Source organism: Aminobacter sp. GW821-FHT11F06, assembly GCF_058808215.1.
Map to the genome: position 1 here is coordinate 1 of NZ_JBXARL010000020.1, position 19,280 is coordinate 19,280.

The 19,280-nt window shown below is 60.8% G+C and carries 33 protein-coding genes; all 33 read right to left on the reverse strand.

What is annotated here, in order from left to right:
- Positions 1-185 precede the first annotated feature (185 nt).
- Complete coding sequence (locus AC1RTB_RS26120) at positions 186-623, reverse strand: DUF6691 family protein (protein ID WP_492882192.1); 438 nt, start codon at positions 621-623, stop codon at positions 186-188.
- 2 nt (positions 624-625) lie between these two features.
- The gene (locus AC1RTB_RS26125) at positions 626-1,054 is read right to left on the reverse strand and encodes a YeeE/YedE family protein (RefSeq protein WP_492882193.1); all 429 of its coding nucleotides are present in this window, start codon (positions 1,052-1,054) and stop codon (positions 626-628) included.
- Positions 1,047-1,382 (reverse strand): ArsR/SmtB family transcription factor, encoded by a 336-nt coding sequence (locus AC1RTB_RS26130; protein ID WP_492882210.1) that lies wholly within the window; start codon positions 1,380-1,382, stop codon positions 1,047-1,049. The genes AC1RTB_RS26125 and AC1RTB_RS26130 overlap by 8 nt, the downstream gene beginning before the upstream one ends.
- A 215-nt stretch (positions 1,383-1,597) precedes the next feature.
- Positions 1,598-2,908, reverse strand: coding sequence for a replication-associated recombination protein A (locus AC1RTB_RS26135; RefSeq protein WP_492882194.1), 1,311 nt, complete (start codon positions 2,906-2,908; stop codon positions 1,598-1,600).
- Positions 2,909-2,988: 80 nt separating this feature from the next.
- A complete protein-coding gene (locus AC1RTB_RS26140) occupies positions 2,989-4,473 on the reverse strand; it encodes a DegQ family serine endoprotease (protein WP_492882195.1) in 1,485 nt (494 codons plus the stop codon).
- Positions 4,474-4,667: 194 nt separating this feature from the next.
- Positions 4,668-5,096: a 50S ribosomal protein L17 gene (gene rplQ, locus AC1RTB_RS26145; protein ID WP_492882196.1), complete on the reverse strand. Its 429-nt coding sequence runs from the start codon at positions 5,094-5,096 to the stop codon at positions 4,668-4,670.
- Positions 5,097-5,207: 111 nt separating this feature from the next.
- A complete protein-coding gene (locus AC1RTB_RS26150) occupies positions 5,208-6,218 on the reverse strand; it encodes a DNA-directed RNA polymerase subunit alpha (RefSeq protein ID WP_492882197.1) in 1,011 nt (336 codons plus the stop codon).
- 95 nt (positions 6,219-6,313) lie between these two features.
- Positions 6,314-6,703: a 30S ribosomal protein S11 gene (rpsK, locus tag AC1RTB_RS26155; RefSeq protein ID WP_184774718.1), complete on the reverse strand. Its 390-nt coding sequence runs from the start codon at positions 6,701-6,703 to the stop codon at positions 6,314-6,316.
- A 132-nt stretch (positions 6,704-6,835) separates the two neighbouring features.
- Positions 6,836-7,204, reverse strand: a complete 369-nt coding sequence (gene rpsM, locus AC1RTB_RS26160) for a 30S ribosomal protein S13 (RefSeq protein ID WP_108608175.1) — start codon at positions 7,202-7,204, stop codon at positions 6,836-6,838.
- A gap of 188 nt (positions 7,205-7,392) precedes the next feature.
- Positions 7,393-7,983 (reverse strand): adenylate kinase, encoded by a 591-nt coding sequence (locus AC1RTB_RS26165; protein WP_492882198.1) that lies wholly within the window; start codon positions 7,981-7,983, stop codon positions 7,393-7,395.
- Positions 7,980-9,320: a preprotein translocase subunit SecY gene (secY, locus tag AC1RTB_RS26170; protein WP_492882199.1), complete on the reverse strand. Its 1,341-nt coding sequence runs from the start codon at positions 9,318-9,320 to the stop codon at positions 7,980-7,982. The genes AC1RTB_RS26165 and secY overlap by 4 nt, the downstream gene beginning before the upstream one ends.
- A gap of 132 nt (positions 9,321-9,452) precedes the next feature.
- On the reverse strand, positions 9,453-9,926 hold the full coding sequence (rplO, locus tag AC1RTB_RS26175; protein ID WP_492882200.1) for a 50S ribosomal protein L15: 474 nt from the start codon (positions 9,924-9,926) through the stop codon (positions 9,453-9,455).
- Positions 9,927-9,947: 21 nt separating this feature from the next.
- The gene (gene rpmD, locus AC1RTB_RS26180; protein WP_476783311.1) at positions 9,948-10,145 is read right to left on the reverse strand and encodes a 50S ribosomal protein L30; all 198 of its coding nucleotides are present in this window, start codon (positions 10,143-10,145) and stop codon (positions 9,948-9,950) included.
- Between the two features lie 28 nt (positions 10,146-10,173).
- Entirely contained in the window at positions 10,174-10,743 is a 570-nt protein-coding gene (gene rpsE / locus AC1RTB_RS26185) for a 30S ribosomal protein S5 (protein ID WP_067961902.1), read from the reverse strand.
- A 128-nt stretch (positions 10,744-10,871) separates the two neighbouring features.
- The gene (gene rplR, locus AC1RTB_RS26190) at positions 10,872-11,231 is read right to left on the reverse strand and encodes a 50S ribosomal protein L18 (protein WP_492882201.1); all 360 of its coding nucleotides are present in this window, start codon (positions 11,229-11,231) and stop codon (positions 10,872-10,874) included.
- A gap of 87 nt (positions 11,232-11,318) precedes the next feature.
- Positions 11,319-11,852: a 50S ribosomal protein L6 gene (rplF, locus tag AC1RTB_RS26195; protein ID WP_492882202.1), complete on the reverse strand. Its 534-nt coding sequence runs from the start codon at positions 11,850-11,852 to the stop codon at positions 11,319-11,321.
- A gap of 35 nt (positions 11,853-11,887) precedes the next feature.
- Positions 11,888-12,286, reverse strand: a complete 399-nt coding sequence (gene rpsH, locus AC1RTB_RS26200) for a 30S ribosomal protein S8 (protein WP_055976439.1) — start codon at positions 12,284-12,286, stop codon at positions 11,888-11,890.
- Between the two features lie 12 nt (positions 12,287-12,298).
- Entirely contained in the window at positions 12,299-12,604 is a 306-nt protein-coding gene (gene rpsN / locus AC1RTB_RS26205) for a 30S ribosomal protein S14 (protein ID WP_476783314.1), read from the reverse strand.
- A 27-nt stretch (positions 12,605-12,631) separates the two neighbouring features.
- Complete coding sequence (gene rplE, locus AC1RTB_RS26210) at positions 12,632-13,189, reverse strand: 50S ribosomal protein L5 (protein ID WP_492882203.1); 558 nt, start codon at positions 13,187-13,189, stop codon at positions 12,632-12,634.
- The gene (gene rplX / locus AC1RTB_RS26215) at positions 13,182-13,496 is read right to left on the reverse strand and encodes a 50S ribosomal protein L24 (protein ID WP_492882204.1); all 315 of its coding nucleotides are present in this window, start codon (positions 13,494-13,496) and stop codon (positions 13,182-13,184) included. The genes rplE and rplX overlap by 8 nt, the downstream gene beginning before the upstream one ends.
- Before the next feature lie 12 nt (positions 13,497-13,508).
- A complete protein-coding gene (rplN, locus tag AC1RTB_RS26220) occupies positions 13,509-13,877 on the reverse strand; it encodes a 50S ribosomal protein L14 (protein ID WP_006205457.1) in 369 nt (122 codons plus the stop codon).
- Between the two features lie 68 nt (positions 13,878-13,945).
- Complete coding sequence (gene rpsQ / locus AC1RTB_RS26225) at positions 13,946-14,185, reverse strand: 30S ribosomal protein S17 (protein WP_492882205.1); 240 nt, start codon at positions 14,183-14,185, stop codon at positions 13,946-13,948.
- A gap of 11 nt (positions 14,186-14,196) precedes the next feature.
- A complete protein-coding gene (gene rpmC, locus AC1RTB_RS26230; protein WP_395446937.1) occupies positions 14,197-14,397 on the reverse strand; it encodes a 50S ribosomal protein L29 in 201 nt (66 codons plus the stop codon).
- A 13-nt stretch (positions 14,398-14,410) separates the two neighbouring features.
- Positions 14,411-14,824, reverse strand: a complete 414-nt coding sequence (rplP, locus tag AC1RTB_RS26235) for a 50S ribosomal protein L16 (RefSeq protein ID WP_055976423.1) — start codon at positions 14,822-14,824, stop codon at positions 14,411-14,413.
- A 27-nt stretch (positions 14,825-14,851) separates the two neighbouring features.
- Entirely contained in the window at positions 14,852-15,571 is a 720-nt protein-coding gene (rpsC, locus tag AC1RTB_RS26240; protein WP_476783318.1) for a 30S ribosomal protein S3, read from the reverse strand.
- Complete coding sequence (gene rplV / locus AC1RTB_RS26245) at positions 15,571-15,960, reverse strand: 50S ribosomal protein L22 (RefSeq protein ID WP_018427846.1); 390 nt, start codon at positions 15,958-15,960, stop codon at positions 15,571-15,573. Before rplV ends, rpsC begins: the two co-directional genes overlap by 1 nt.
- A 1-nt stretch (position 15,961) precedes the next feature.
- The gene (gene rpsS, locus AC1RTB_RS26250) at positions 15,962-16,240 is read right to left on the reverse strand and encodes a 30S ribosomal protein S19 (RefSeq protein WP_055976414.1); all 279 of its coding nucleotides are present in this window, start codon (positions 16,238-16,240) and stop codon (positions 15,962-15,964) included.
- 15 nt (positions 16,241-16,255) lie between these two features.
- Entirely contained in the window at positions 16,256-17,089 is an 834-nt protein-coding gene (rplB, locus tag AC1RTB_RS26255; protein WP_492882206.1) for a 50S ribosomal protein L2, read from the reverse strand.
- A 22-nt stretch (positions 17,090-17,111) separates the two neighbouring features.
- Positions 17,112-17,405 (reverse strand): 50S ribosomal protein L23, encoded by a 294-nt coding sequence (locus tag AC1RTB_RS26260; RefSeq protein WP_492882207.1) that lies wholly within the window; start codon positions 17,403-17,405, stop codon positions 17,112-17,114.
- On the reverse strand, positions 17,402-18,022 hold the full coding sequence (rplD, locus tag AC1RTB_RS26265) for a 50S ribosomal protein L4 (protein ID WP_492882208.1): 621 nt from the start codon (positions 18,020-18,022) through the stop codon (positions 17,402-17,404). The genes AC1RTB_RS26260 and rplD overlap by 4 nt, the downstream gene beginning before the upstream one ends.
- The gene (gene rplC, locus AC1RTB_RS26270) at positions 18,022-18,735 is read right to left on the reverse strand and encodes a 50S ribosomal protein L3 (protein WP_492882209.1); all 714 of its coding nucleotides are present in this window, start codon (positions 18,733-18,735) and stop codon (positions 18,022-18,024) included. The genes rplD and rplC overlap by 1 nt, the downstream gene beginning before the upstream one ends.
- Before the next feature lie 58 nt (positions 18,736-18,793).
- Positions 18,794-19,102, reverse strand: coding sequence for a 30S ribosomal protein S10 (rpsJ, locus tag AC1RTB_RS26275; RefSeq protein ID WP_006205468.1), 309 nt, complete (start codon positions 19,100-19,102; stop codon positions 18,794-18,796).
- A gap of 64 nt (positions 19,103-19,166) precedes the next feature.
- On the reverse strand, positions 19,167-19,280 hold a 114-nt coding region (locus tag AC1RTB_RS26280), incomplete at its 5' end, for an EF-Tu C-terminal domain-related protein (protein ID WP_492882191.1).

Sequence of the window (19,280 nt, forward strand, 5' to 3'; positions counted from 1 at the left end):
AAACGAAGTAATAATGATTAGGATCATATCGCATTTCTAAGTTGCTTGCTTTGTCTCATCTTTAAATAGCTGCGACACCCCGTGTAGCGCGGGGCAGATTCCATTTTCAAATGCAACAGAGACAGTATTGGCTATGGTTTCAGGAGGATGGAATGGGCCGGTCTTTTGCGCAGTTGAGTTAGCCATCATGCCGATTTTGCGGTCGCGGCTACACGCCTGACCGTTGCCATCCTGGCCAGCCACATGCCGACAAACATCGTCGGCAAAAAAGCATAAGTGCCGGCGGCGCCCAACGTTGCGGCCGTAAGTGCCGGCCCCGGGCAAAAACCGCCCAGTCCCCAGCCGACGCCGAAAATGGCCGGGCCTATCAGTATCCGACTGTCGATAACATTGCTGGCAGGAAGATGGAACGACGCAGCCGCGACCGGTTTTTCACGCTTGAGCACAAGGCGGTAGCCGAAGAACGCGGTGATGACGGCGCCGCCCATGACGAAGGCAAGCGACGGATCCCAGGAACCGAACAGGTCGAGAAAGTTCAGCACCTTGGCCGGATCGGACATGCCCGAAATGACAAGGCCGATGCCGAACAGCAGGCCGAGCGCCAGATTGACGACAAAGGACATGATCAGGCTCCCACGATGTGGCGTACGACAAAGACAGTGGCAAAGGCCATGGTCATGAAAGTGACCGTCGCCACGAGCGAGCGGACCGAAAGCCGCGACAGCCCGCAGACGCCATGCCCACTGGTGCAGCCATTGCCATAGACCGAGCCGAAACCGACAAGCAGGCCGGCTATGGCCATCAGCGGCAGATTGGATGACACGCTCTGAACCACCTCGTTGCCGGTGGCGAGCAGATAGATCAGCGGTGCGGCAACAAGGCCGACAACGAAACCCAGGCGCGACAGGAAGGCTCCATCAGCATATGGCGGCAACAGCCGGCTTGCGATGCCGCTGATGCCGGCAATGCGCCCTTCCCAGGCCATCAGCAGCACGGCCGACAGCCCGATCAGGATGCCGCCGATGGTGGACGCGACGGGTGTGAATTCAGTCATTCTCGCTGCCTTCCATTGAAACGGCTTTAGCGCCCGGCACGCAGAACATGCGGTAGAGCAGCGACACGATCGCGCTCACACGCTCGTCTGCCAGGCGATAAAAGACGGATTTCGATTCCTTGCGGCCGGCGATCAGCCCGGCATCGCGCAACTCGGCAATCTGCTGCGACAGTCCCGGCTGACGTATGCCGAGGCTGTCTTCGAGATCGCGCACCGAACGCTCGCCATCGACAAGCGCACACACGATCATCAGCCGGTTGGGATTGGCGAGCTTCTTCAAGAACTCCGAAGCATCCCCTGCCCGTTCAAGCAGCTCAGACATCGCCATATCGGGTTCGGGATTCACAATTTTAGCCTTGGTCAGCCTTGGTTCACTGCGCCCTTCCCCGATTTTCGCTAGGTCAATCGAATCTATCGGGCGCTTCATTCAGCAGGCGTCACCGCAACGGCATCGCCATAACGATTACATATATTCGATTGCATTTTTTTGCAATATAAACTTCGCATCGATCGGAGCTCCGGCGAAGCGCCTGCCCTGCCCGGCTATTCGTCGGATTGGCGACGGTTGACCTTGTTGCGCGCCCAGAATTCAAGCCGCTTCTTGATGTCCCGCTCAAAACCGCGTTCGTTCGGCGCGTAGAATTCAGGACGATTGGGGCCGGCCAGCTCCTCGGGAAGAAACTCCTGTCCCGAAAATGCGTCGGGATAGTCGTGGTCGTATTTGTAACCCTCGTGGTAGCCGAGTTCCTTCATCAGCTTGGTCGGCGCATTCAGTATGTGTTTCGGCGGCGCGAGCGATCCCGTCTGCTGGGCCAGCGCTATCGCGTGGTTGAACCCCATATAAGAGGCGTTCGACTTGGGGGCGGTTGCCACATAGGTGATGGCCTGGGCCATGAACAAACGCCCCTCCGGCCAGCCTACCCGCTCGAACGCGCTCCAGGCGGCAACGACCTGCGGCATGGCCTGCGGGTCCGCCATGCCGACGTCTTCCGATGCAGCACAGGCAAGACGGCGAAAGATCGTGCCGGGGTCTTCGCCGCCGATCACCATGCGCGCGGCCCAGTACAGTGCCGCCTGCACGTCACTGCCACGAAGGCTCTTATGGAAGCAACTGAGCAGGTTGTAGTGTTCCTCCTGCCCCTTGTCGTAGACTGGAGCCCGCTTCTGAACGGTTTCGGCCAGCGCGGCAACGTCCAGCGTCGCGTCGGACGGGAGCGCGAGCAACTCCTCGCACAACCCGATCAGATAGCGCCCGTCGCCGTCCGCCATGGTGAGCAGCGTCTCGCGCGCGGCAGCGTCGAGCGGGAGCTTCTTGCCGGCATGCGCTTCCGCGCGCTCGGCCAGGATGGCAAGGTCTTCTCTTTCGAAGCGCTTGAGCGTGTAGACCTTGGCGCGCGACAACAGCGCCGCCACCAGGCTGAAGCTCGGATTTTCCGTTGTCGCACCGATCAATACGATCGTGCCGTCCTCGACATGCGGCAGCAGTGCGTCCTGGGTGGTCCTGTTGAAACGGTGCAGTTCGTCGACGAAGACCACTGTCTGCCGCCCTGCCCCGCCGCGCAGCTGCTTGGCGGCATCGATGACCTTGCGCAGATCCGCAACACCTGAAAGAACCGCCGAAAGCTGCACGAAGTCGAGCCCGACCTCCTTGGCAACCAGCCTGGCAATCGTCGTCTTGCCGACGCCCGGCGGTCCCCAAAGAATGAACGAGGACACCTTGCCGGTTTTGATCATGCGCCCGACGGGCCCCTCTGGGCCAAGCAGATGATCCTGTCCGATAACCTCGCTGATGCGCTGCGGGCGAAGTATCTCGGCCAGCGGACGCGGAACGGTTCCGTCGAAAAGCGAACTCAAGACGCTATCCTCCTGACGCTCTGCCTATCGCGCCGACAAATCGCTTTCGCGCCAGACATGGTGTCGGAACATGCCACTCCTTAGTAGCGCAGCATCTGCCGCATGATGCGGCCATCGCGCTCGACGGTAAACCGCCACCAGCGCGTGTCCACCTCGGCAAGCTGCTTCAGCTTCTCGGCCGTGTCGATGATTTCGCCATTGACCTCGCGCACGATGTCACCCGGCTGGAAGCCGAAACCGGCAGCCGGCGAGCCGCCGTCGATGCCGACGATCGCAACGCCCTTGGTGTCGGTCGCGACACGCAGACGCTGCGCCAGACGCGGCGACAGCTGGGCGACCTTGGCGCCGGAAAATGGGCTGCGACCGCGCAGCAGGACCTCATTTGGGCTCGCACCTTCGGGCGCCCGCTCAAGGGCAACCTCGATGGATTTGTTCTCGCCCTTGCTCAGCACCGACAGCGTCGCCTTGCCGCCGATCGGCTGGGTCGCCAGGCGATAGTCGAGCGCTTCCATATGCTCGATCGCGGCACCGTTGAACTGCAGCACGACATCACCCGGCTTGAGGCCGGCGCGTGCGGCAGGACCGTTCTCGTCAACCGACGAAATCAGCGCCCCGGAGGGATGATCCATGCCGAGCGACTCGGCGATCTGCGGCGTTACCGGCTCGAACGACGCGCCGATGAAAGGCCGCTCGAAGAACTCGGCACCGCCCTTGGCTGCCTCGGTGAAGGCGCGCACCATGTTGGAAGGGATGGCAAAGCCGATACCGATCGATCCACCACTACGGCTGAAGATAGCCGTGTTGATGCCGACGAGCTGGCCGCCCATGTTGATCAGCGCGCCACCGGAATTGCCCGGATTGATCGCCGCATCGGTCTGGATGAAGAAGCCCGAATCGGACACGCCGATATGCGTGCGGGCAAGTGCCGAGACGATGCCGCTTGTCGTTGTCTGGCCGACGCCGAAGGGGTTGCCGATGGCGAGCACCAGGTCGCCAACCTGCAGCGCGTCGGAATCGCCGATGGCGATCGTCTGGAACGGCTTGTCGGAATCGATCTTCAACACAGCGAGATCGAGCGTGTCGTCCTTGAGCAGAACCTTGCTGGTGAACTCGCGGCCATCAGACAGCGCCACCTTCACCTCGTCGGCGTCCTGGACGACGTGGTTGTTGGTGACGATGATACCACTTGGATCGACAAGAACGCCCGAGCCCAGCGACGAGCGGTTGCGCGGAGCGCCACCGCCGAAAAACTGCTCGAAGAAAGGATCGCCTTCGAAGGGCGAGCGCACCTTGACCTGCTTGGAGGCATAGACGTTGACCACGGCCGCTGCCGTGCTTTTGACCAGGGGTGCAAAGGAAAGCTGCATCTCGTCACGGCCGAATGGCACGCGCCGGTCGGGAGCCAGCGCCCCCACATCAGCCTTGCCGCCGTTCAGCAGATCAGTCAGCACGTCCGACAGACCGGGATCTTCGACCGGCTTTTTCGCCGCTTCCTGAGCCACGGCACCGCCTGAAATCGCCATACAGGCGCACAAGGCGAGCAGCAAATATCGTTTCGCACGCATGGCGAATCCTCCAACGTATAAGTCGCCGCCATTGTCGTGACGATTGTGCAAATTGAAAGGCTGCATGCGCGCGAAAGCGGTTATTTCCGCATAGTTGGCGCGAGACGCGGAAGAACCGCTGCAACACGGCGCGATTGCCCAAAACAAAAGGGGCCACGAGGGCCCCTTCGGTTCAAATCAAACGTGCGGAAAGCTTATGCGGCTTCGGCGTCGTTTGCAGCTTCGGCTTCGAGGCGAACGCGGTCGCCGGCGCCCTTGGCCGAGGTGTCGCGATCGACGAACTCGATGACCGCCATGGCGGCGTTGTCACCGCGGCGGAAGCCAGCCTTCATGATACGAAGGTAACCGCCATTGCGGGTGGCGTAACGCGGCGCGACGACGTCGAACAGACGCTTCACGACGTCCTCGTTGCCGATCTGGGCGATCACCTGGCGGCGGGCATGCAGGTCGCCGCGCTTGCCGAGCGTGATCAGCTTCTCGACGATCGGACGCAGGTCCTTCGCCTTTTCGAGCGTGGTCACGATCTGCTCGTGCTCGATCAGCGAGACCGAGAGGTTGGCGAACATGGACTTGCGGTGGCTTACGCTGCGGGAGAAGCGGCGGCCTTTGAAACCGTGGCGCATGGCTCTTTTCCTTATTTTCAGTTGTTCAAGAGGCCACGGCCTCTGATGGTTTTCCGCAAGGCCGTCGGACCGGAATATCCGGTCCTCGGAACCATGCTCGACTAGGACTTCTTAGTACTGGTCTTCGTATCGCTTGGCGAGGTCTTCGATGTTTTCCGGCGGCCAGTCCTGCACTTCCATACCGAGGTGCAGACCCATTGCGGCCAGGACTTCCTTGATCTCGTTGAGCGACTTGCGGCCGAAGTTCGGCGTACGCAGCATCTCGGCTTCCGTCTTCTGGATCAGGTCGCCGATGTAAACGATGTTGTCGTTCTTGAGGCAGTTGGCCGAGCGGACCGAAAGCTCCAGCTCGTCGACCTTCTTGAGCAGCGCCGGGTTGAAGGCGAGCTCGGTGACGGCCTCGGCTGCAACTTCCTTCTGCGGCTCGTCGAAGTTGACGAACAGTGCAAGCTGGTCCTGCAGGATGCGAGCAGCGAAAGCCACTGCGTCCTCACCGGTGATCGAACCATCGGTCTCGATGGTCATGGTCAGCTTGTCGTAGTCCAGAACCTGGCCCTCGCGGGTGTTCTCGACCTTGTAGGAAACCCTCTTGACCGGCGAGTAGAGGCTGTCGACCGGAATGAGACCGATCGGAGCATCTTCAGCGCGGTTGCGGTCAGCCGGCACGTAGCCCTTGCCGGTGTCGACGGTGAACTCCATACGGATCTCCGCGCCCTCGTCGAGCGTGCAGATGACGTGGTCGGGGTTCAGGATCTCGACGTCGCCGACAGTCTGGATGTCGCCAGCGAGCACGGCACCAGGGCCCTGCTTGCGAACGACCATGCGCTTTGGGCCGTCGCCTTCCATGCGGATGGCGATTTCCTTGATGTTGAGCACGATATCGGTGACGTCCTCGCGAACGCCGCCGATGGACGAGAACTCATGCAGCACGCCGTCGATCTGCACGGCGGTGACGGCCGCGCCACGAAGCGACGACAACAGCACGCGGCGCAGGGCATTGCCGAGCGTCAGGCCGAAACCACGCTCCAGCGGCTCGGCGACCAGCGTGGTCAGCGTCTTCTTCTTGGCCGAGAACTCGATCTTGTTTGGCTTGATCAGTTCCTGCCAGTTTTTCTGGATCATATTCGCTTCCTTCCGTTAGCCCGACACCATCCAATCGTGACGGGCGACCTGGAAACCGCAAACGAGCGCACAAGGCGCTCGCGCGGAGTGAAATATTAGACGCGACGCTTCTTGCGCGGGCGGCAGCCATTGTGCGGGATCGGCGTCACGTCGCGGATCGACGTGATCGTGAAACCCGCAGCCTGGAGCGCGCGCAGTGCCGACTCACGACCCGAACCCGGACCGCAAACCTCGACCTCGAGCATCCGCATGCCGTGTTCCTGTGCCTTCTTGGCAACGTCTTCAGCAGCCATCTGGGCTGCGAACGGGGTCGACTTGCGCGAACCCTTGAAGCCCTGCGCACCAGCCGACGACCAGGCAATCGTGTTGCCCTGTGCATCGGAGATGGTGATCATGGTGTTGTTGAAGGTCGAATTGACGTGGGCAACGCCCGACGAGATGTTCTTGCGTTCGCGACGGCGAACGCGGCCGGCTTCCTTAGCCATAGTAGTCCTTTCAGTTGATCTCTTCACCGCCGTAATGCCAGCGGCTACACCAGCCTGCGTTTAAGGTGTCAGGCCGAACACCCGCCCATAAAAGGCGAAACCGGCGGGCCGAAACCCGCCGGGAAAACGAAATTACTTCTTCTTGCCGGCAATCGCCTTGGCCGGGCCCTTGCGGGTGCGCGCATTGGTATGCGTACGCTGGCCGCGGACCGGAAGCGAACGACGGTGACGCAGGCCGCGGTAGCAGCCGAGGTCCATCAGACGCTTGATGTTGATCGAAACTTCGCGGCGCAGATCGCCTTCGACCTGATAGTCGCGGTCGATTGTCTCGCGGATCGCCAGAACTTCAGCATCGGTCAGCTGGTTGACACGACGTTCAGCCGGGATACCGACCTTCTCGACGATCTCCTGGGCGAACTTTTTGCCAATGCCGTGAATGTACTGAAGCGAGATCACAACGCGCTTGTTGGTCGGAATATTTACGCCGGCTATACGAGCCATATTTATCACTCCATGTGGGCCGGACAATGCCGGCGCTCTAAGTTGCCCCGCGTCCGGTGGAGGCCGGCCCATGCGGGTTTTCCGTATCAATGCGACTATGCGCCCTGGCGGGCAAACACCATCATGCCTGAATGGAAGACGGGCCGCCATACTCCAGTACGGCCCGCCAGTCAAGCACAAGTGCTGTTTTAGTGTGTGGTATCCGCGAGGATAGCTTCGATCTGCGCGGTCACCTCGTCCATATCGGCCATGCCGTCGACCTGCTTCAACAGGTCGTTGGCGTAGTAGTAGCCGATCAGCGGAGCGGTCTTTTTGTAGTACTCGCGCAGCCGTTCTTCGAACACCTCGGCATTGTCGTCCTTGCGAACCGGCTGGCCTGCGGCCTTCGCCTCGTCGGCACGCTTCAGGATCCGGCCAACAAGTGCCTTGTCGTCGACAGCGAGCTCAATGACCACGTCGAGCTGCATGCCGCGTTCGGCCAGCATGTCGGCGACGGCGTCGGCCTGCGCCAGCGTGCGCGGATAGCCGTCGAGGATGAACCCCTTGGCACAATCCTCCTGGTCGATGCGTTCGGCGACGATCGCGTTGACGATCTCGTCCGAGACGAGCTCGCCGGCATCCATCACCGCCTTGGCGCGCCTGCCGACATCAGTTCCCGCCTTGACCGCGGCCCGCAGCATGTCGCCAGTCGACAATTGCGGAATGCCATGCTTCTCGACCAGTCGTTGCGCTTGCGTCCCCTTGCCCGCTCCCGGCGGCCCAAGCAATATCAGCTTCATCTTCCCCTCTTACCTCCACGGAGCTTCGACTTCTTGATCAGCCCCTCATACTGATGGGCGATCAGGTGACCCTGAATCTGCGCCACGGTATCAAGAGTTACATTGACCACGATCAGAAGCGAAGTACCACCAAGGTAGAAAGGAACGCCGGTTGCCGAAATCAGGAACTCGGGCATCAAGCAGATGACGACGAGATAGGCAGCGCCGATGACGGTGACGCGGGTCAGCACGTAGTCGATATATTCCGCGGTGCGCTCGCCTGGACGATAGCCGGGAATGAAGCCCGAATGCTTCTTCAGCTGGTCGGCGGTGTCCTTGGGATTGAACACGATCGCCGTGTAGAAGAAGGCAAAGAAGACGATCATCGCCGCGTAGAGCAGCATATAGAGCGGCTGGCCATGACCGAGCGCGGCCATCATCGTGCTCACCCAGCCGGGCAGCGTGGCGGTGTTCGAGAAGCCCGCGACGGTTGCCGGCAACAAAAGCAGCGACGAAGCGAAGATCGGAGGAATGACGCCGGCGGTGTTGAGCTTGAGCGGCAGGTGCGAGGTGTCGCCCTGGAACATGCGGTTGCCAACCTGGCGCTTCGGATACTGGATCAGAAGGCGGCGCTGCGCACGCTCGAAGAAGACGATCACTGCGATGACCACGATCGCAAGCACGATGATCGCGAGAATCAGGCCGGTCGACAGAGCACCGGTGCGGCCGAGTTCCAGCGTACCGCTGATGGCGCTCGGAAGACCTGCGACGATGCCGGCGAAGATGATCAGCGAAATGCCGTTGCCGATGCCGCGCGCCGTGATCTGCTCGCCAAGCCACATCAGGAACATGGTGCCGCCGACAAGCGTGATGACCGTCGAGGCGCGGAAGAACATGCCCGGATCGGTGACGATGCCGTTGCCGCCCTCAAGGCCGGCTGAAATGCCATAGGCCTGGACGAGCGCCAGAAGCACTGTGCCGTAACGGGTGTACTGGTTGATGACCTTGCGGCCCTGCTCGCCTTCCTTCTTCAGCGCTTCAAGCGACGGAACGACCGACGTCATGAGCTGCATGATGATGGAGGCGGAGATGTAGGGCATGATGCCCAGGGCAAAGATCGCCATGCGCTGCACGGCACCGCCGGCGAACATGTTGAAAATGCCAAGAACGCCGCGGCTCTGCTGGGTGAAAGCCTGCGCGAACGCTTCGGGATTGATTCCAGGAAGCGGAATGTAGGTACCGAGGCGATAGACCAAAAGCGCGCCGAGCGTGAACCAGATGCGTTTTTTAAGATCTTCGGCCTTGGCGAAGGCTGCGAAATTCAGATTGGATGCTAGTTGTTCAGCAGCCGATGCCATTCAGGGTACTCCGCTTGGTCACGCCGAAATGCCGCGATGGGCGCGGCGCGTGTCACCGAAGCCACGAGATAGGCCCCGGACGGCAAACATGCAAGCGGCGGTATCTCTACCGCCGCTTACTTTGTAAAGCCTTTACTCGGCGGCTGCCACTTCCGGCAGCTTCACCGATCCTCCAGCCTTTTCGATCTTTTCGATCGCCGGCTTGGAAGCGCCGGCAACGTCAAAGGCGACCTTCGCCTTGAGCTCGCCGTCGCCGAGGATGCGGACGCCGTCCTTGACGCGGCGAATCACGCCGGCCTTGACGAGGACTTCCGCCGTCACTGTCTCTTTCACGTCGAGCTTCTTGGCATCGATCGCGACCTGAATACGGGCCAGCGAAACGGTGGTGTAGCTCTTCGCAAAGATGTTGGTGAAGCCGCGCTTCGGCAGGCGACGATAGAGCGGCATCTGGCCACCCTCGAAGCCGTTGATCGCGACGCCCGAACGAGCCTTCTGGCCCTTGACGCCACGACCGCCGGTCTTGCCGGATCCGGAGCCGATGCCACGGCCAAGACGCTTCTTGGAGTGGGTCGCGCCGGCGTTGTCACGCAGATCGTTGAGTTTCATCTTCTATCTCCTGCGATCGGCCTACGCCTCGTCCACAACGCGGACGAGATGCTGGACAGCTGCGATCATGCCGCGCACGGAAGGAGTATCCTCCAAGGTGCGCTTGCGATGCATCTTGTTGAGGCCGAGGCCGACCAGCGTGGCACGCTGTTCTTTCGGCCGGCGGATCGGGCTACCGATCTGCTCGACGGTGACGGTCTTGGTTGCTTTCTTGGCCATGGTCATTGTCCCTGGTCAGCTCGAGCGACTATTCTTCAGCCGCAACGGCGGTGCCGCGGCGGGCCTGAAGCGTCGAATACTTGATGCCGCGCTGTGCAGCCACATCCTTGGGATGCATCTGGCTTTTCAACGCATCGAAGGTCGCACGAACCATGTTGTAGGGGTTCGACGAACCCATCGACTTGGCAACGACGTCGTGCATGCCGAGCGTCTCAAAGACAGCGCGCATAGGACCGCCGGCGATGATGCCGGTACCCTGCTTGGCAGAGCGCAGCAGAACGCGACCAGCGCCCCAACGGCCTTCAACATCGTGGTGCAGCGTACGGCCCGAGCGGAGCGGCACGAAAATCATGTCGCGCTTGGCCGATTCGGTTGCCTTGCGGATCGCTTCCGGCACTTCGCGCGCTTTGCCATGACCAAAGCCAACGCGGCCTTTCTGGTCGCCGACAACGACGAGTGCTGCAAAACCGAAACGCCGGCCGCCCTTGACGACCTTGGCAACGCGGTTGATGTGGACGAGCTTATCGACGAATTCGCTGTCGCGCTCTTCGCGGTCACGGCTACGGTCGCGACCACCTTCCCTACGTTCTTGTGCCATATTCCTATCCTTATTTTTTTCCGGAAGCACGGGGGTTAAAAACTAAATCCGGCGTCTATAGCGTCGCCGGATCGATTGCAACTGGTCAGTGATGCGGCGCAGCGCCACGCGCTACGCCGTAAACTGCATCAGAAGTTGAGACCACCTTCACGGGCTGCTTCGGCAAGCGCCTTGATACGGCCGTGATAGATGTAAGCGCCACGGTCGAAAACGACATCCTTGATGCCGGCCTTCGAAGCGCGATCGGCGATCAGCTTGCCAACCGCGGTCGCAGCAGCAGTGTCGGCACCGGTCTTCAACGTGCCCTTGAGATCCTTCTCGAGGGTCGAAGCGGCTGCGAGCGTCTTGCCGTTGGCGTCGTCGATGACCTGAACATAGATGTTCTTCGACGTGCGATGAACCGACAGACGCGGACGGCCGTTGGCGACCTTCTTGATCTGGCGGCGGATGCGCGCCGAACGGCGCTGAGTGGTTTCTTTCGAAGCCATAATAGTGGTTCCTTGCCTTCTGAAACGGGCGCGGCCATCTGCGGTAAGCTGAAATGCTTCCCGCGACCGCGCACCGCGGCGTTGATATTACTTCTTCTTGCCTTCTTTGCGGACGATCTTCTCGCCTGCATAGCGGACGCCCTTGCCCTTGTAGGGCTCCGGACCGCGATATTCGCGGATCTCGGCGGCGACCTGGCCAACCTGCTGCTTGTTGATGCCGTTGATCACGATTTCGGTCGGCTTCGGCACCGTAATGGTGATGCCTTCCGGCGTCTGGTAGACGACGTCATGGCTGAAGCCGAGTGCGAGCTGCAGGTTCTTGCCCTGGAGCGTTGCACGGTAACCGACGCCGGTGATCTCGAGCTTCTTTTCGAAGCCGTCCTTAACACCCGTCAGGATGTTAACGATCTGCGTCCGCGACATGCCCCACTTGGAGCGGGCGTCCTTGGACTGATCGCGCGGCTGAACGGCAATTTCGCCATTCTCAAGCGAGACCAGAACTTCATTGTTGACCACGAACTTCAGCTCGCCCTTGGGGCCCTTCGCCGTGACGGTCTGGCCGTCGACGGCGGCGGTGACGCCCTGCGGAAGCTGAACGGGTTTCTTGCCAATACGAGACATAGTCCTCGTGCCTTTCTTGTTTCAGCCTACGCAGATCAGAATATCTGGCAGAGGATTTCCCCGCCGACGTTCTGTTCGCGCGCTTCGTGGTCGGCCATCACGCCCTTCGGAGTCGAAAGGATCGAGATGCCGAGGCCATTGGCGACCGGCGGAATCGACTTGGACGAGACGTAGACGCGGCGGCCGGGCTTGGAGACACGCGCGATTTCGCGAATCACCGGCTGGCCGTCGAAGTACTTCAGCTCGATTTCGATCTCGGACTTGCCGTTTTCGAAGTCGGTCTGGCTGTAGTCGCGGATATAGCCTTCCGACTTCAGCACGTCGAGAACACGGGCGCGCAGCCTGGATGCAGGCGTCGACACAGTCGACTTCTTGCGGCCATAGGCGTTGCGGATGCGGGTCAGCATATCGCCGAGAGGATCACTCAAAGACATATCAAATGCTCCTTACCAGCTCGACTTGACCAGGCCGGGGATTGCTCCCGTCGAACCCAGTTCACGAAGCGCGATACGCGACATCTTAAGCTTGCGATAGTAGGCACGCGGACGGCCGGTAATTTCGCAGCGGTTACGGATACGAGTCTTGGCCGAGTTGCGCGGCAGCGCGGCGAGCTTGAGCTGCGCGCGGAAGCGTTCCTCGATCGGCTTGGACTGATCCATGATCACATCCTTGAGGGCCTTACGCTTTGCAGCGAACTGGTCCACAAGCTTGCGGCGCCGGTTGTTCTTTTCGACTGAGCTGGTTTTTGCCATTTCAGATTTTTCCTTTGCTCGCTGCCGTTACTGCCGGAAGGGGAAGTTGAAAGCCTTGAGCAGAGCCCGGGCCTCTTCGTCCGTCTTGGCGGTCGTGCAAACGATGATGTCCATGCCCCAGATCTGATCAACCTTGTCGTAATTGATCTCGGGGAACACGATGTGTTCCTTGATGCCCATAGCGTAATTGCCACGGCCGTCAAAGCTTTTTGGGTTCAGACCACGAAAGTCGCGAACGCGCGGCAGTGCGATGTTCACCAAACGGTCAAGGAACTCATACATGCGCTCCTGGCGGAGCGTCACCTTGGCGCCGATCGGCATGTGCTCGCGCACCTTGAAACCGGCGATCGACTTGCGGGCGCGGGTGACAACCGGCTTCTGGCCAGCGATCATCGCCAGGTCTTCAGCGGCAGCCGCCGGCTTCTTCGAATCCGCGGTGGCTTCGCCGATACCCATGTTGAGCACGATCTTGTCGATGCGCGGGATCTGCATGACGTTGTCGTACTTGAACTGCTCCTGCATCGCCTGACGGATGGTCTCTTTGTAGACCTTCTTCAGACGTGGCTCGATGGTTGCATTAGCCATTGATGACTTCTCCCGAGCGCTTGGCGACACGCACCTTCGTGCCGTCCTTCTGGATCTGGAAACCGACGCGGGTCGGCTTGCCATCCTTGGGGTCGGCGAGCGCGAGGTTCGACAAGTGGATCGCCGCTTCCTTCGTGATGATCCCGCCCTCTTGGGTCTGGGACTGCTTCTGGTGGCGGCGGATCATGTTCACGCCGCGGACAAGTGCCTTGTCTTCCTTCGGCTGGACAGACAGCACCTCGCCGGTGCGGCCCTTGTCCTTGCCGGTCAGAACGACAACCTTGTCGCCTTTACGGATCTTTTGCATTGTTCCGGCTCCTTACAGCACTTCGGGCGCGAGCGAGATGATCTTCATGTGGTTCTTGGCGCGGAGTTCGCGCGGAACCGGCCCAAAGATACGCGTGCCGATAGGTTCTTTCTTGTTATCGACAAGAACGGCCGCGTTCTTGTCGAAACGGATCACGCTGCCGTCCGGGCGACGAATGTCCTTGGCCGTGCGAACCACGACCGCCTTCATCACATCACCCTTCTTTACGCGGCCGCGCGGAATGGCTTCCTTGATCGACACCACAATGATGTCGCCAACAGAAGCATACTTCCGCTTCGAGCCGCCCAGCACCTTGATGCACATGACACGACGTGCGCCGGAATTGTCCGCGACGTCGAGGTTTGTTTGCATCTGAATCATGACTGGCCGCCTTCTTCTTCTCTAACGGGATGGGCTACCGCCCTCCCCGGCTTGTCCAAAATTCGTTGTTACGCCTGGTCCACGGAAATGACGACCCAGCGCTTATCCTTGGAAATCGGCTTCGATTCCTGGATAGACACCTGGTCGCCCACCTTGTGGGCGTTGTTTTCGTCGTGCGCCTTGTAGTTCTTCGACATACGCACGGTCTTCTTCATCACCGGGTGCGTGAAGCGACGCTCGACCTTGACGACGACCGTCTTCTCGTTCTTGTCGCTGACGACCGTACCCTGCAGGATGCGCTTTGGCATGGTTTTCGTCCTTAAGCCTTCTTGCCGGCCGATTTTTCGGCGGCGATGGTCTTGATACGCGCGATGTCCTTACGAACTTGTTTCACGCGCGCCGTCTTTTCCAGCTGACCGGTCGCCTTCTGGAAGCGCAGGTTGAACTGCTCCTTCTTGAGGCTGGCGAGCTCGTCAGTGAGCTGGTCCTGGGTCTTCGTCCTGACGTCTGAGGCTTTCATGATCAGCCCTTCCTTATTCTGCGATGCGCTGAACGAAGCGCGTCCTGACCGAGAGCTTGGCAGCGCCGAGACGCAGCGCTTCACGCGCCACTTCCTCGGAGACACCATCGATCTCGAACATCACGCGGCCTGGCTTGATGCGGCATGCCCAGTAGTCGACGGCGCCCTTGCCCTTACCCATGCGGACTTCGGTCGGCTTCGACGTGACCGGCACATCTGGGAAAATACGGATCCAGACGCGGCCCTGACGTTTCATTTCGCGGGTGATCGCGCGGCGGGCCGCCTCGATCTCACGCGCGGTGACGCGGTTCGGCTCAAGCGCCTTCAGTCCGAAGCCGCCGAAATCCAGGTTGGTGCCACCCTTCGCGGTGCCGTGGATGCGGCCCTTGAACTGCTTACGGAACTTTGTGCGCTTTGGCTGCAGCATCGTTCTAACTCCAAATTCCTATGCGTGTCAGGCGTTTTCGCGACGGCGGCCGCCTGGGCGGTCGCTAGCATGCGAATGATCGCCTTCGGTTGCGCGACGCTCTGAAGCCATCGGATCGTGCTCGAGGATCTCGCCCTTGAACACCCAAACCTTGACGCCACAGATACCGTAGGCAGTCTTGGCTTCGGCCGTGCCGTAGTCGACATCGGCGCGCAGGGTGTGCAGCGGAACGCGACCTTCGCGATACCACTCCATACGAGCGATTTCCGCGCCGCCGAGGCGGCCCGAGCAGTTGATGCGGATGCCCTCGGCGCCGAGGCGCATGGCCGACTGCACCGCGCGCTTCATGGCGCGACGGAAGGCAATGCGGCGCTCGAGCTGCTGCGCGATCGACTGAGCGACCAGCGTAGCGTCCGTCTCGGGCTTGCGAACCTCGACGATGTTGAGGTGCGTCTCGGACTTCGTCATCTCCATCAGCTTCTTGCGAAGCTTTTCGATGTCGGCGCCCTTCTTGCCGATGATCAGGCCCGGACGTGCTGCATGAATGGTCACGCGGCACTTCTTGTGCGGACGCTCGATCACGACCTTGGAGATCGCGGCCTGCTTCAGTTCGTTCTCAAGATACTTACGGATCTTGATGTCTTCGTGAAGCAGCTGGCCGTATTCGCCGGTGTTGGCGTACCAACGCGAGTCCCAGGTGCGGTTGATGCCGAGGCGGAGACCAATAGGATTGATTTTCTGGCCCATTATGCGGCCTCCCCTTTCTCTTCGACTTCACGAACAACGATCGTGAGGTGCGAAAACGGCTTCTCGATGCGGCTGGCGCGACCACGGCCACGAGCGTGGAAACGCTTCATGACAATCGACTTGCCGACATAGGCTTCCGCCACCACCAACGCATCGACATCGAGGTCGTGATTGTTTTCCGCGTTGGCGATAGCCGATTCGAGGGTCTTTTTAACCGTTCCGGCGATGCGCTTGCGCGAAAATTCCAGATCCGAAAGCGCGGTCGCCACCTTCTTGCCGCGGATAAGCGCGGCAACGAGGTTGAGCTTCTGCGGGCTGACCCGGATCGTACGGAGAACCGCACGTGCCTCGTTGTCAGCAAGCCTGCGCGGAGCTTTGGCCTTGCCCATGTTACTTCCTCTTTGCCTTCTTGTCCGCGCCGTGACCGTAATAGGTCCTGGTGGGAGCGAACTCACCGAACTTGTGGCCGACCATGTCCTCGTTCACCGAGACCGGGACGTGCTTCTGGCCGTTATAGACACCGAAGGTGAGGCCGACGAACTGCGGCAGGACAGTGGAGCGGCGGCTCCACATCTTGATCACCTCATTGCGACCGCCTTCACGAACCTTTTCTGCTTTCTTGAGCAGATAGCCGTCAATGAACGGGCCTTTCCAGACTGAACGAGTCACTGGCGTTACCTCTTCTTAGCTCTTGCGCTGATGGCGCGAGCGCAGGATGAACTTGTCGGTCGCCTTGTTGGACCGCGTCTTCTTGCCCTTGGTGGGCTTGCCCCACGGGGACACCGGATGGCGTCCGCCCGAGGTGCGGCCTTCACCACCGCCGTGCGGATGGTCGACCGGGTTCATGGTCACGCCGCGGTTGTGCGGGCGCTTGCCACGCCAGACCGTGCGGCCAGCCTTGCCGTCGTTGATATTGCCGTGGTCCGGGTTGGACACAGCACCAACGGTGGCAATGCACGAGCCATGAACGACGCGCTGTTCTCCCGAGTTGAGGCGAAGGATCGCCATGCCCTGGTCACGACCGACGAGCTGGGCGTAAGCACCAGCCGAACGGGCAACCTGGCCGCCCTTGCCGGGCTTCAGCTCGATGTTATGCACGATCGTGCCGACCGGCATCGAAGCGAGCGGCATTGCGTTGCCCGGCTTCACGTCGACCTGCTCACCAGCGATGATCTTGTCGCCGGCCTGAAGACGCTGCGGAGCAATGATGTAGCTCAGCTCGCCATCGTCGTACTTGATCAGCGCGATGAAAGCGGTGCGGTTCGGATCGTATTCGAGACGCTCGACCGTGCCGACAACGTCAAACTTGCGACGCTTGAAGTCGATGATGCGGTACGAACGCTTGTGACCGCCGCCGATGAAGCGCGCCGTGATGCGACCGTAGTTGTTGCGGCCGCCCGACTTCGTCAGGCCTTCGGTCAGCCCCTTGACGGGCTTGCCCTTGTGGAGGCCCGAGCGGTCGACGATGACCAGCTGACGGGTGCTCGGCGTTATCGGCTTGAATTTCTTAAGTGCCATTGTCCTGTCCTCGCGGCCTTGCTCAGAGACCCGTCGCGACGTCGATCGACTGGCCTTCGGCCAGCGTCACGATCGCCTTCTTGACGTCGCTCTGGCGGCCGATCGTGCCGCGGAAGCGCTTCACCTTGCCCTTGCGGACCAGGGTGTTCACAGCAGTCACCTTCACGCCAAACAGCGCTTCGACGGCAGCCTTGATCTCGGGCTTGCTCGCCTTCTTGGCGACGTTGAAGACGACCTGGTTGTTTTCAGAAGCCATGGTCGACTTTTCGGTGATCGCCGGAGAGACGATCACGTCATAGTGGCGGAGATCCATCATTTGAAGCGCTCCTCGAGAGCCTCGACGGCGGCCTTCGAAAGGACCAGCGTGCCGCGGCGCAGAATGTCGTAAACATTGATGCCCTGGATTGGCAGGACATCGATGTTCGGGATGTTGGTCGCTGCGCGCTTGAAGTTGACGTCAAGCTCAGCACCGCCGATCACCAGGGCGTTGGTCAGGCCCAGCGTCGCGAAATTCGCGAGCAGTGCCTTCGTCTTGCCTTCGGCGAGGGTCAGCTCGTCGACGATGATCAGGTTCGATGTCTTGAGCTTCGCCGACAGGGCGTGCTTCAGGCCGAGAGCGCGGACCTTCTTGGGAAGATCATGCTCGTGGCTGCGAACGACCGGGCCGTGGGCCTTGCCGCCGCCGCGGAACTGCGGAGCGCGTGCCGAATGGTGACGAGCGCGGCCCGTACCCTTCTGCTTGTACATCTTGGCGCCGGTGCGTGCGACTTCCGCGCGACCCTTGGCCTTGTGCGTGCCCTGCTGCTTCTTGGCGAGCTGCCAGCGCACGACGCGCTGGAGGATGTCTTCGCGCGGGTCGAGACCGAAGATCCCTTCCGAGAGCTCAACCTTGCCGGCGTCGATGCCCGCAAGCGTGGTGATCTTGAGATCCATTATTCCGCTCCCTCTGTGGCCGGAGCCTCGTTCTTCGTGGCGGCGCGGATACCAGCAGGCTTCGGAGCGTTAGCCGGAAGCGCAATCTTGGCTGCGTCGCGGACCAGGATCCATGCGCCCTTCGAACCCGGAACCGCACCGCGGATCAGGATGAGACCGCGATCGGTGTCGGTCGAGACAACCTCGACATTCTGGGTGGTGACGCGAACGTCGCCCATGTGTCCGGCCATCTTCTTGCCCTTGAACACCTTGCCCGGATCCTGGCGCTGGCCAGTCGAACCGTGGGTACGGTGCGAAACCGAGTTACCGTGGGTAGCACGACCACCACCGAAGTGGTGACGCTTGATAACACCCTGGAAACCCTTGCCGATCGTCGTGCCCGTCACATCGACCTTCTGGCCGGGGACGTAATGCTCGACAGTGATCTCAGAGCCAACTTCGAGCATGTTGTCGGCGGAAACGCGGAATTCAGCGACCTTCGACTTCGGCTCAACGGAGGCGGCAGCGAAGTGACCGCGCATCGCCTTCGTCGTATTCTTCACCTTGGCCAGACCAACGCCGAGCTGAACGGCGGTATAGCCATTCTTCTCTTTCGTGAGCTGTGCCACGACCTGGCAGTTCTCCATGCGGAGAACGGTGACGGGAACGTGCTCGCCAGCGTCGTTATAGACGCGGGTCATTCCCACCTTCTGTGCAATTACACCTGAACGCATCGGTTCGTTTTCCTTCAGAGGAGCCGTTTGGATCTGCTCGCGCGGCTCATGTTAGCTCTTAGAGCTTGATTTCGACGTCGACACCTGCTGCGAGGTCGAGCTTCATCAGAGCATCGACGGTCTGCGGGGTCGGATCGACGATGTCCAGCAGACGCTTGTGCGTGCGCATCTCGAACTGCTCGCGGCTCTTCTTATCGACGTGCGGCGAGCGGTTCACCGTGAACTTCTCGATCCGAGTCGGCAGCGGAATCGGGCCGCGAACATTGGCGCCGGTGCGCTTCGCGGTCGACACGATCTCACGCGTCGAAGCGTCGAGAACCCGGTGGTCAAACGCCTTGAGGCGGATGCGGATATTCTGTCCGTTCATGGTCACTTCCTTGTTCTGGCGCGGCGCGGGCGTATTCCCGCCCGCGACAGATCGTTAATTCGGATTACTCTTTGATCGAAGCGACGATGCCGGCGCCGACGGTACGGCCACCTTCACGGATAGCGAAGCGCAGCTTCTCTTCCATGGCGATCGGCACGATCAGCTCGACATCGACGGT

Bases quoted from the DNA above. Each gene is read 5' to 3' on its own strand.
- AC1RTB_RS26125 (WP_492882193.1), bottom strand. From the start codon at position 1,054: ATGACTGAATTCACACCCGTCGCGTCCACCATCGGCGGCATCCTGATC.
- AC1RTB_RS26120 (WP_492882192.1), bottom strand. From the start codon at position 623: ATGTCCTTTGTCGTCAATCTGGCGCTCGGCCTGCTGTTCGGCATCGGC.
- rplN (WP_006205457.1), bottom strand. From the start codon at position 13,877: ATGATTCAGATGCAAACAAACCTCGACGTCGCGGACAATTCCGGCGCA.
- rplE (WP_492882203.1), bottom strand. From the start codon at position 13,189: ATGGCTAATGCAACCATCGAGCCACGTCTGAAGAAGGTCTACAAAGAG.
- rplX (WP_492882204.1), bottom strand. From the start codon at position 13,496: ATGCAAAAGATCCGTAAAGGCGACAAGGTTGTCGTTCTGACCGGCAAG.
- rpsH (WP_055976439.1), bottom strand. From the start codon at position 12,286: ATGTCTTTGAGTGATCCTCTCGGCGATATGCTGACCCGCATCCGCAAC.
- rpsJ (WP_006205468.1), bottom strand. From the start codon at position 19,102: ATGAACGGACAGAATATCCGCATCCGCCTCAAGGCGTTTGACCACCGG.
- AC1RTB_RS26150 (WP_492882197.1), bottom strand. From the start codon at position 6,218: ATGATCCAGAAAAACTGGCAGGAACTGATCAAGCCAAACAAGATCGAG.
- rpsM (WP_108608175.1), bottom strand. From the start codon at position 7,204: ATGGCTCGTATAGCCGGCGTAAATATTCCGACCAACAAGCGCGTTGTG.
- AC1RTB_RS26165 (WP_492882198.1), bottom strand. From the start codon at position 7,983: ATGAAGCTGATATTGCTTGGGCCGCCGGGAGCGGGCAAGGGGACGCAA.
- AC1RTB_RS26130 (WP_492882210.1), bottom strand. From the start codon at position 1,382: ATGGCGATGTCTGAGCTGCTTGAACGGGCAGGGGATGCTTCGGAGTTC.
- rplR (WP_492882201.1), bottom strand. From the start codon at position 11,231: ATGGCTTCGAAAGAAACCACTCAGCGCCGTTCGGCGCGCATCCGCCGC.
- rplO (WP_492882200.1), bottom strand. From the start codon at position 9,926: ATGAAACTCAACGATCTGCGTGACAACGCCGGCGCGACCCACTCCAAG.
- rpsN (WP_476783314.1), bottom strand. From the start codon at position 12,604: ATGGCAAAAACCAGCTCAGTCGAAAAGAACAACCGGCGCCGCAAGCTT.
- rplQ (WP_492882196.1), bottom strand. From the start codon at position 5,096: ATGCGCCACGGTTTCAAAGGCCGCCGCTTCTCCCGCAGCGTAAGCCAC.
- AC1RTB_RS26140 (WP_492882195.1), bottom strand. From the start codon at position 4,473: ATGCGTGCGAAACGATATTTGCTGCTCGCCTTGTGCGCCTGTATGGCG.
- rplP (WP_055976423.1), bottom strand. From the start codon at position 14,824: ATGCTGCAGCCAAAGCGCACAAAGTTCCGTAAGCAGTTCAAGGGCCGC.
- rplF (WP_492882202.1), bottom strand. From the start codon at position 11,852: ATGTCTCGTATTGGCAAGAAACCCGTTCAGCTTCCGCAGGGCGTCACC.
- rplD (WP_492882208.1), bottom strand. From the start codon at position 18,022: ATGGATCTCAAGATCACCACGCTTGCGGGCATCGACGCCGGCAAGGTT.
- rpsQ (WP_492882205.1), bottom strand. From the start codon at position 14,185: ATGCCAAAGCGCATCCTGCAGGGTACGGTCGTCAGCGACAAGAACGAG.
- rplB (WP_492882206.1), bottom strand. From the start codon at position 17,089: ATGGCACTTAAGAAATTCAAGCCGATAACGCCGAGCACCCGTCAGCTG.
- rpmD (WP_476783311.1), bottom strand. From the start codon at position 10,145: ATGGCCAAGAAAGCAACCAAGACCGTCACCGTCGAGCAGATCGGTAGC.
- secY (WP_492882199.1), bottom strand. From the start codon at position 9,320: ATGGCATCGGCTGCTGAACAACTAGCATCCAATCTGAATTTCGCAGCC.
- rplC (WP_492882209.1), bottom strand. From the start codon at position 18,735: ATGCGTTCAGGTGTAATTGCACAGAAGGTGGGAATGACCCGCGTCTAT.
- rpmC (WP_395446937.1), bottom strand. From the start codon at position 14,397: ATGAAAGCCTCAGACGTCAGGACGAAGACCCAGGACCAGCTCACTGAC.
- rpsK (WP_184774718.1), bottom strand. From the start codon at position 6,703: ATGGCTAAGGAAGCCGGCCGCGTTCGCCGTCGCGAACGCAAGAACATC.
- AC1RTB_RS26260 (WP_492882207.1), bottom strand. From the start codon at position 17,405: ATGATGGATCTCCGCCACTATGACGTGATCGTCTCTCCGGCGATCACC.
- rplV (WP_018427846.1), bottom strand. From the start codon at position 15,960: ATGGGCAAGGCCAAAGCTCCGCGCAGGCTTGCTGACAACGAGGCACGT.
- rpsC (WP_476783318.1), bottom strand. From the start codon at position 15,571: ATGGGCCAGAAAATCAATCCTATTGGTCTCCGCCTCGGCATCAACCGC.
- rpsE (WP_067961902.1), bottom strand. From the start codon at position 10,743: ATGGCACAAGAACGTAGGGAAGGTGGTCGCGACCGTAGCCGTGACCGC.